This window comes from Hydrogenovibrio sp. 3SP14C1, from assembly GCF_029625905.1.
In the GTDB taxonomy this organism is placed as follows: Bacteria; Pseudomonadota; Gammaproteobacteria; order Thiomicrospirales; family Thiomicrospiraceae; genus Hydrogenovibrio.
The window spans coordinates 1-237 of sequence record NZ_JARTLM010000323.1 but is presented as its reverse complement, the minus strand read 5'-3'; the positions used below and the strand labels follow the sequence as shown (position 1 = coordinate 237).

The window sequence follows — 237 nt, the reverse complement described above, 5'->3', positions numbered from 1 at the left end:
CGCCTGGTCGGCGCGGCCAATCACGCTGGCGGGGGCCTCGCCCGGGCGGAATGCGGCGATACCCAGGTGGGCCACGGGATTGCAGTCGCTGGCGCCGGTCTGGCGCAGGTTGTTCAGGTGTTGACTGATCTCTTCAGCGAGGCGATCGGCATCATCGCTGTTCAAACCCGGCGCAAGGAGGGCGAATTCGCCACCACGGCTGCGTGAGGCCAGCCATTCGCCGCGACCTGGCGCCTG

1 protein-coding gene is annotated in these 237 nt (G+C 68.8%); it reads right to left on the bottom strand.

The window, feature by feature from the left end:
* Positions 1-165, bottom strand: a 165-nt coding sequence (locus P8629_RS12950) for a hypothetical protein (protein ID WP_442908725.1), incomplete at its 3' end; no start/stop codon positions are given.
* Positions 166-237: the final 72 nt, after the last annotated feature.